Annotated in this window: 8 protein-coding genes; all 8 read left to right on the top strand. The window is 71.6% G+C overall.

The features are described 5' to 3' along the window. Window positions 1-537 (top strand): NAD-dependent epimerase/dehydratase family protein (locus tag FOE67_RS08625; RefSeq protein ID WP_182662154.1); only part of this gene is annotated, 537 nt, incomplete at its 5' end. Between the two features lie 87 nt (window positions 538-624). After that, complete coding sequence (locus FOE67_RS08620) at window positions 625-1530, top strand: 5-dehydro-4-deoxyglucarate dehydratase (protein ID WP_182662152.1); 906 nt, start codon at window positions 625-627, stop codon at window positions 1528-1530. A 94-nt stretch (window positions 1531-1624) separates the two neighbouring features. Then, the gene (locus FOE67_RS08615; protein ID WP_182662150.1) at window positions 1625-2734 is read left to right on the top strand and encodes a mandelate racemase/muconate lactonizing enzyme family protein; all 1110 of its coding nucleotides are present in this window, start codon (window positions 1625-1627) and stop codon (window positions 2732-2734) included. Next, entirely contained in the window at window positions 2731-3888 is a 1158-nt protein-coding gene (locus tag FOE67_RS08610; protein ID WP_182662148.1) for a Gfo/Idh/MocA family protein, read from the top strand. The genes FOE67_RS08615 and FOE67_RS08610 overlap by 4 nt, the downstream gene beginning before the upstream one ends. Beyond that, on the top strand, window positions 3885-4853 hold the full coding sequence (locus FOE67_RS08605; RefSeq protein WP_182662146.1) for a carbohydrate ABC transporter permease: 969 nt from the start codon (window positions 3885-3887) through the stop codon (window positions 4851-4853). The genes FOE67_RS08610 and FOE67_RS08605 overlap by 4 nt, the downstream gene beginning before the upstream one ends. 58 nt (window positions 4854-4911) lie before the next feature. Next, complete coding sequence (locus FOE67_RS08600; protein WP_228473688.1) at window positions 4912-5772, top strand: carbohydrate ABC transporter permease; 861 nt, start codon at window positions 4912-4914, stop codon at window positions 5770-5772. Between the two features lie 57 nt (window positions 5773-5829). Further along, complete coding sequence (locus FOE67_RS08595; protein WP_182662142.1) at window positions 5830-7122, top strand: ABC transporter substrate-binding protein; 1293 nt, start codon at window positions 5830-5832, stop codon at window positions 7120-7122. Window positions 7123-7299: 177 nt separating this feature from the next. After that, a complete protein-coding gene (locus FOE67_RS08590; RefSeq protein WP_182662140.1) occupies window positions 7300-8613 on the top strand; it encodes a Gfo/Idh/MocA family protein in 1314 nt (437 codons plus the stop codon). Window positions 8614-9192 lie beyond the last annotated feature (579 nt).

Below are 9192 nucleotides of genomic sequence, written 5' to 3'. Positions count from 1 at the left end.
CAGCACCCCGCCCGCCCCTGGAACGCCTACAGCCTCTCCAAGCTCGCCGCCGAGCAGACCATGGCCTCCTTCGCGCTCGCCGCCGGGGACGCCACCCGCTTCGCGGCGATCCGCCCCTGCTTCGTCATCGCCCCCGAGGAGTGGGCCGGCGCCCCCACCCAGACCGGCCACACCCTGACCGAGCGACTGGACGACCCCTCGCTCTCCGCCGCCTCGCTGTTCAACTACCTGGACGCCCGGGACGGCTCCGACCTGGTCGAGCGTCTGCTGGAGGCGCTCCCCTCCATCCCCAACGGCGAGGTCTTCTTCGCCGGCGCCGCCGACGCGCTGGCCCGCCGGCCCCTCGCCGAACTGCTGCCCCGCTTCCACCCCGGGACGACGGAGGCCGCCGCCGCCCTGACCGGCACCGAGCCCGCCTTCTCCAGCGCGAAGGCCGAGCGGCTCCTGGGCTGGCGGGCCACCCGCGGCTGGCGCACCGAACTGGTCACCGAGCCGGTCGCGGAGCCGGTCGCGGGGTCCGTCGACCGCACCGTCTGAGCCCGTCCACCGCGTCCCGCGGGACCGGGACGCCCCACCACATCCGCACCGCCACATCCGCCCCGGCACGATCTTGATGGGAATCCGATGAAACTCACGGGAGTCCTCTTCTTCCCGGCCACCCCCTTCGACAGCAGCGGGGAGGTGGACACCGACGCCCTCGCCCGCCACGTGGCCACCGGTGTGGAACACGGCACCGGCGGCGTCTTCGCCGCCTGCGGCACCGGTGAGCTGACCTCGCTCTCCCGCGACGAACAGGCGCTGGTGGTGCGCACCGCCGTCCGGGAGACCGCCGGCCGGGTGCCGGTGCTCGCCGGCGCCGGCGGCCCGCTCGGCACCGCGCTGGACCACGCCCGGGCCGCCGCCGACGCCGGCGCCGACGGCCTGCTGCTGCTTCCCCCGTGGCTCGCGCAGGGTCCGGCCGAGGGGCTGCGCGAGTACGTCGCCGCCGTGGCCGCCGTGGGCCCGCCGGTCATCCTCTACCAGCGCGGTCCGCTGGTCCTCTCCCCCGCCGAGGCCGTCGAGCTGGGCCGGATCCCCGGCGTGGTGGGGCTGAAGGACGGCCTGGGCGACATCGACCGGATGCAGCGGATCGTCCTGGCCGTGCGTGCCGCGCTCGGCGAGGACTTCACCTTCTTCAACGGGCTGCCCACCGCCGAGCTGACCCAGCCCGCCTACCGGGCGATCGGGGTGGACCTCTACTCCTCGGCCGCGTTCGCCTTCGTCCCGGAGGTCGCCGGTGCCTTCAATCGCGCCCTGGGGAACGACCCGGAGCTGGTCCGGCGGCTGCTGAACGAGTTCTACGCCCCGCTGGTGGAACTGCGCAGCACCGTTCCCGGCTACGCCGTGTCGTTGGTCAAGGCGGGTCTGCGGCTGCGCGGGCACGAGGTGGGAGCGGTGCGTCCGCCGTTGGTCGACCTCGGCCGGGAGCACCTGGCGGAGCTGTCCCGGATCATCGACGCCGGACTGGCCCTGGCGAGGGAAGCGTCGTGACCACCCCCTCCGTTCCGCTCGCCCGGGAGACGGGGGTCACCGGGTTCGGTGGCCTCACCCCCTCTCCCCCCGCGTCACCGACCGGCCCCCGCCGGTGACCGGGTTGCGGGCCCGCGCCTTCCGCGTGGAACTGCCCCGCCCCTGGGGACCGGGCGTGCCGGCCAACCACGTGATCCTCGCCGAGGTGACGCTGGCCGACGGTCGCACCGGGACCGGCTTCACCTGGACCCCGCAGGTGGGCGCGACCGCCGTGCACGCGCTGCTCACCGGGGACGTGCGCGACGCCCTGATCGGACTGCCCGCCCACCCGGAGACGGTGTGGGACGCGCTGTGGGCCCACCTGCACGAGGCCGGGGGCGGCGGCATCCCGACGCTGGCCATGGCCGCGGTGGACACCGCCCTGTGGGACCTGCGGGCCCGGGCGGCCGGTCACACCCTGGCCGACGAACTGGGGCGGCGCCGGGACTCCGTGCCGGTCTACGGCAGCGGCGTGAACCTGCACTACCCGCTGGGGGAGCTGGTCGCCCAGGCCCGGCGCTGGGCCGCGGCCGGGTACCCGGCGGTGAAGATCAAGGTGGGGCACGTCGACCCGGCCCTGGACGTGGAGCGGGTCGCGGCCGTCCGCGACATCGTCGGCCCCGACGTGCGCCTGATGATCGACGCCAACCAGCGCTGGGACCTGTTCCGCGCCCGTCGGGCGCTGCGGGCCCTGGCCGACCTGGACCCGCACTGGATCGAGGAACCACTGCCCGCCGACGACCTCACCGGTCACCTGCGACTGCGCGAGGAGTGCGGCGTGCCGCTGGCCGTCGGCGAGAACATCCGCACCGTGCACGGATTCCGGGACTGGCTGGCCGCCGGTGCCTGCGACGTGGTGCAGCCCAACCTCGCCCGGGTGGGCGGCATCACCCCCTTCCGTCGGATCGCCGAACTGGCCCGGGTGCACGACGTGCCCGTCTACCCCCACCTGCTGCCGGACATCTCCGGCCAGTTGGCCTGCGCCCTGCCCTCCCCCGCGATGGTGGAGGAGGTCGAGGACGCCTCCTTCGCGGCCCTCGGGCTGCTGCGCGAGCCGTTCCCGGTGAGGATCGAGGGGTCGAGGCTGTGGCTGACCGGCACCCCGGGCCACGGGATGGACTTCGACACCGCCGGACTGACCGTGGTCGCGGAGGATCCCGGGCCGGCCGCCGGAGGTGCCCGATGAGCCGACCGCTGCGCGTGGTGGTGGCCGGGATCCACGGATACGGCCGCACCTACCTCCCCGCCCTGCGGGAGCTGACCGCCGAGGGCGCCGCCGAGCTGGTGGGGGTGTGCGACCTGCGTCCGCCGACGCCGGAGCAGACCGCCGGGCTGGGCTCGCCGGAGCACTCGACGGACCTCGGTGCGCTGGTGGGGGCGACCGGCGCGGACATCGCCGTGGTCGCCACCCCGCTGCACACCCACGCCGACCTGGCGATCCGCGCGATGGCCGCCGGAGCCCACGTCCAGTTGGAGAAGCCGCCGGCCTCCTCGATGGCGGAGTTCGACCGGATCGCGGCCGCCTGCGCCGAGTACGACCGGGTGGTCCAGGTGGGCTTCCAGTCGCTGGGTTCGGGGGCGCCGCGGGTGGTGCGCGGGCTGATCGCCGAGGGCGCGATCGGAGCGATCCGCGGCATCGGCTGCGCCGGCGCCTGGTCCCGGGACACCGCCTATTACGCGCGGGCCGCCTGGGCGGGCCGCCGCACGCTGGACGGCACGGACGTCGTGGACGGCGCCCTCACCAACCCCTTCGCCCACGCCGTGGCCACCGTGCTGGCCCTGGACGGCGGGGAGATCACCTCGATCGAGACCGAGCTGTACCGGGCCTTCGACATCGAGGCCGACGACACCTCCTGCCTGCGGGTGCGCACCTCGGGCGGGACCACGGCGGGTGCCCCGCTGGTGGTGGCGGTCACCCTGACCGCCCCCGAGCAGCGTCCGCCGGAGATCACCGTCCACGGGGAGCGGGGCCGCATCGTGCTGCGCTACACGCTGGACGAGGTCACGCTGGAACGCGACGGCGAACCCGCCGTGACCACCACGCACGGCCGCGAGGTGCTGCTGCGCACCCTCGTCGACCACCTGGCCGCGCCGGATCCCGCCGACCGGCCCCCGCTGACGGTACCGCTCTCCGCGACCCGCTCCTTCATGCGCGTCCTGGAGGCCGTCCGCACCGCACCCGATCCCACCCCCCTCCCGGCGGACGATCTGCCGGGCGAGAACGGCGCCCGCCGCCGGGTGGTGCCCGGGATCACCGACATCGTCACCACCGCGGCCGGGGAGTGTGCGCTCTTCTCCGAGCTGCCGCACTTCCCCGGACTCATCGGGAGGCCCGCATGACCGCCGTACAGGTGCCGCCGAAACAGGCGTTGCCACAAGCAGTTCCCGTGCTGCCCGACCCCGAGCACGCGCGTCAGAGCCGGCGCAAGCGGCGCAGGGAGGCGCTGACCGCGCTGGCCTTCCTGGCGCCGTGGTTCGTGGGTCTCATCGTGATCACCGCCGGTCCCCTGCTGGCCTCGCTGTACCTGTCCTTCACGGACTACAGCCTGCTGGGCGACCACGAGTGGGTGGGCCTGGACAACTACACGCGGATGTTCGACGACCCGCGCTTCGTCAAGGCCCTGACCAACACGGCGATCTACGTGTTCGTCTCGGTGCCGCTGCAGCTGTCCTTCGCACTGGCCCTGGCGCTGATCCTGGACCGGGGCGTGCGGGGTCTGCCGATCTACCGCTCGATCTACTACCTGCCCTCGCTGCTGGGCAGCAGCGTGGCCATCGCCATCCTGTGGCGGAAGGTCTTCGGCGCGGACGGCCTGGTCAACGACTTCCTCGGTTTCCTCGGAATTCAGGGAACGAGTTGGGTGTCGAATCCGGACACCGCTCTGGGCACCCTGATCGTGCTGAACGTCTGGACCTTCGGCTCCCCGATGGTCATCTTCCTGGCAGGACTGCGGCAGATTCCGGGAAGTTATTACGAAGCGGCCTCGATCGACGGCGCGGGGAAGATTCGCCAGTTCTTCTCCATTACGCTTCCCCTGCTGACCCCCATCATCTTCTTCAACCTGATCCTCCAGCTGATCAACGCCTTCCAGTCCTTCACCCAGGCGTACGTGGTCAGCGGCGGAAACGGAAGCCCCGCGGATTCGACACTCTTCTACACGATGTACGTGTACGAGCGCGGATTCAACGCCTGGCAGATGGGATACGCCTCCGCGATGGCATGGGTCCTGGTGCTCATCATCGCCTCCCTGACCGCAGTGAACTTCCTGATGTCCAAGTATTGGGTGTTCTACAATGACAAATAAAACCCGTACGAAGCCGGACTCCGGAAAGCGGTCCGGATCGGGGACCCACGCCGCCCCGATGAACGACACCCTCCTCGCCCGGGCCCTGACGGCCGTGCGCGGGAAGAAGATCCTCACCCACATCGGGCTGATCCTCTTCGGCCTGGCGATGCTGTACCCGCTGCTGTGGATGATCTCCAGCGCCCTGAAGCCGGAGGAGTTGATCTTCCGCGAGCAGGGCCTCATCCCCACCAGCATCACCTTCGAGAACTTCGGCGCCGGCTGGAACGCCCTGCGGCACCCCTTCGGCCACTACTTCATGAACTCGGCGATCATCACCGCCGGGGCCGTGGTCGGGAACCTGCTCGCCTGCTCGTTGGCCGCGTACGCGTTCGCCCGGCTGGAATTCCCGCTGAAGCGGTTCTGGTTCGCCGTCATGCTCGGTTCCATCATGCTGCCGCTGCACGTGGTGATCGTGCCGCAGTACATCCTCTTCTCCGAGCTGGGCTGGATCAACACGTTCTATCCGCTCATCGTGCCGAAATTCCTGGCGACGGACGCGTTCTTCATCTTCCTCATGGTGCAGTTCATCCGTACACTTCCCAGGGACCTGGACGAGGCGGCGCTCATCGACGGAGCCGGCCACTGGCGCATCTTCAGCCGAATCATCATTCCGCTGTCCATGCCCGCCCTGGCCACCACCGCCATCTTCACCTTCATCTGGACCTGGAACGACTTCCTGAGCCAGCTGATCTTCCTGACCAATCCCGATGTGCACACCGTCCCGGTGGCATTGCGCACGTTCCTCGACTCGAGTGGCGAATCCTCCTGGGGACCCATGTTCGCCATTTCGGTACTGTCCCTGGGGCCGATCTTCGGATTCTTCCTCGCCGGACAGAGGTACCTGGTCCGCGGTATCGCGACCACGGGCCTGAAGTAAGCCGCGGACCCATCGGCCGCACTGCACGAGCACGACCCGAATTCAAAGGAGAGTTCCGTGTTCCACCACAAGAAGAGAATCTGGCCGGTGCTGCTGGTGGCCGGCGCACTGACCTTCTCCGCCGCCTGTGCCGGTGACGACAGCGGTTCCGGCTCGGGTGACGGCGGCGACGGCCAGGTCACCATCCGGTTCAGCTGGTGGGGTGACGACTCCCGGCACCGCATCACCGAGGAGGCCATCGCCCTCTTCGAGGAGAAGAACCCCGACATCAGGGTGCAGGGCGAGTACTCGGCCTGGGACTCCTACTACGACCAGCTGACCACCCAGGTCGCCTCGAACGACGCCCCCGATGTCTTCGCCATCGAGATCCGGCGCCTCGGCGAGTTCGCCCGGCGCGGTTCCCTGGCCGACCTCGGCGGCCTGGTGGACACCTCCGACCTCAACGAGCAGCTGCTGCCCTCGGGCAACGTGGACGACGTCCAGTACGCCATCCCCACCGGCGCCAACACCTTCGCCGTCATGCTGAACAAGGCGGTGCTGGAGGACGCGGGCCTGGAGGTGCCGGACGACACCTCCTGGACCTGGGAGGACTACCTCGAGCTGAGCGCGCGGATCGGCGAGAACACCGACAGCGGGGTCTACGGCACCCAGATCAACTTCAACGACGCCTATCTGCGGGTGTTCGCGAACCAGCGCGGCGAGGACTTCTACACGGACGACGCCATGGGCATCTCCGAGGAGACCCTCACCGACTGGTTCCGGTCGCACCTGGACCTCATCGATGCCGGGGCCTCACCCGACGCGGCCCGGAGCACCGAGATCGGCTCCACCGGCGTGGAGACCTCGCTCATCGCCACCAACACCGGCGCGATGGGCATGTGGTGGAGCAACCAGCTCAACGCCATGACCACCGGCTCGGGTCAGGAGGTGGAGGTGCTGCGGATGCCCCGGGAGGCCGGCTCGGACACCAGCGGGATGTTCCTGCAGCCCACCATGTTCTGGGCCGCCGCCGAGTCCGGCTCCCACCGGGAGGCCGCCGGCAAGCTGATCGACTTCCTGGCCAACGACCCCGACGCCGCCCGCATCCTGGGCAGTGACCGCGGTCTGCCGATGAACGACGCCGTGCTGGAGGAGATCCGCGACGAGATGCCGGAGACCGACATCGCCTCGCTGGAGTTCATCTCCGCCATGGAGGGCGAGCTGACCGACCCGCCGCGGGCCTACCCCGCCGGGGCCGGTGAGATCCCCGACATGCTCCAGCGCTACGGCGAGGAGGTCATCTTCGGTCGCATGTCGCCCGAGGAGGCCGCCTCCGCCTTCCTGAACGAGGCAGACAACACCCTCGGCTGAGCACCCTCGCCCACCGACCCGGCGGGGCCCCGCGGCCCCGCCGGGTCGGCACCGTCCCGGGTGCCCCCCACCCGCGCGCCCCGGTCGGTCCGGGGGCGGGCCGGCGGCCGGACGGTCGCCGTCCCGCCCCCGGACCGATCACGCGTGTCCGACCCGATCCGGAGGAGAGAACCTCACGTGAACCGCCGCTACGCCTTCGTCGGCCTCGGCCATCGCGCGCAGATGTATGTGGACGCGCTGCTCGGGGACTGGAGCGACACCGGTGAGATCGTCGCCCTCTGCGACACCAACCGCACCCGGATGGAGTACTACAACGCCCGGATCGCCGCCGCCGGTCGCCACCGTGTGCCGACCTTCGGGCCGGACGACTTCGACGAGATGATCAAGGACGCCGACACCGTGGTGGTGACCACGGTGGACGCCACCCACGCCCACTACGTCTGCGCCGCCCTGGACGCGGGACGCGACGTGGTGGTGGAGAAGCCGCTGACCGTGGACGCCGCGGGCTGCGAGGCCATCGCGGCGGCGGCCGGGCGCAGCACCGGCCGGATCATCGTGACCTTCAACTACCGGTACTCCCCGCGCAACTCCGCCGTCCGCCGACTGATCGCGGAGGGTCGGATCGGCGAGGTCACCTCGGTGCACTTCGAGTGGGTGCTGGACACCATCCACGGGGCCGACTACTTCCGCCGCTGGCACCGCGACAAGGCCTCCTCCGGCGGCCTGTTCGTGCACAAGGCGACCCACCACTTCGACCTGGTCAACTGGTGGCTGGGCGCCCGTCCCGAGCTGGTCTTCGCCCAGTCCGAGCTGCGCTTCTACGGCGGTGACAACGCCCGTTCGCGAGGGCTGGAGGGACGCCCGGAGCGCGGGCAGGGCAGCCCCGGCCTGGGGACCGACCCCTTCATCCTCGACATCTCCGCCGACGAACGACTCAAGCGGCTCTACCTGGACGCCGAGCACGAGGACGGGTACGTCCGGGACCGGGACGTCTTCGCGGACGACATCGACATCGAGGACAACATGTCGATGCTGGTGCGGTACGACAACCGCGCCCTGTTGACCTACTCGCTCAACGCCCACGCCCCGTGGGAGGGGTACCGGGTCTCCTTCAACGGCACCGCCGGTCGGCTGGAGCTGGAGGTGTGCGAGCGGTCCTGGACCCCGCCGCACGCGGCGATCGACCCGAGCGCGGCGAGCAAGGAGCACGCCGCGGGCTCCCGGGAGAGGCTGGTGCTGCACCCGCACTGGAGCGAGGCCGAGGAGGTGCCGATCGAGCAGGGCGCCGGCGGCCACGGCGGCGGGGACCGGTTGCTGCTGGACGACGTCTTCCGTGGGCCGGGCGAGGACCCGCTGGCCCGGCAGGCGGGATACCGCGACGGCATCCGCAGCGTGCTGATCGGGGCGGCGGGCAACCTCTCCGTCCGCACCGGCCTGCCGGTGACCCTCACCGACGGCGGCACCCGTCTGGTGCCCCCGGCCGGGAGCTGACCGCCTTCCGACGCCCCGTCGACGACGGTCCGGGCCCGATCCCCGGGGGATCGGGCCCGGACCGTCGTCCGTGCGCCGTTCCGGCCGGGCCCCGCACGGGGCCCGGCCGGAACGGCGCACGGGGTGATGCCCACCCCGGCCGACGCCCGCGTACCCGGCATCCGCCGTCGGGCGATCCCGGGGCCGCCCGCCTCGTGGGCGTTGGGGGCCCGGTCGGTGGTGGAGGAGAGGTGCTCGTGCGGGGTGTCCGCGAAGGTGTGGTCCCGCGGGTTCGGGTGGCCGGTTGCGGCGCTGCCGTACCACCGGCCCACCGGGCCCTCGATCCGGTGGGCGCGGGTGCCGTTCCGCCCGGTGCCGGTCCGGGCGCGGTGGTTGCCCTCGGTCATGATCCGGGCATCCTCGCGGCGTGGGCCGCCGAGCAGGTGGACGTCGGCGTGGCCGGAGGAGCGGCGCGCGAGGGCTGACATCGGAGGGCCGGAACGGCCGTGGGGCCTCCCCGCCCCCGCTCCGGAAGGCCACGGGCCGTACCGGGGCCGTATCCGGGGGCGATCCCCCGGTGCGCTTCGCCCCTCCCCCGCG

The sequence above is a fragment of the Streptomyces calidiresistens genome (assembly GCF_014141525.1).
GTDB classification, from domain to species: Bacteria; Actinomycetota; Actinomycetes; order Streptomycetales; family Streptomycetaceae; genus Streptomyces; species Streptomyces calidiresistens.
Note: the sequence above shows the minus strand (reverse complement) of the source record. Positions and strands in the feature narration are given on the sequence as shown.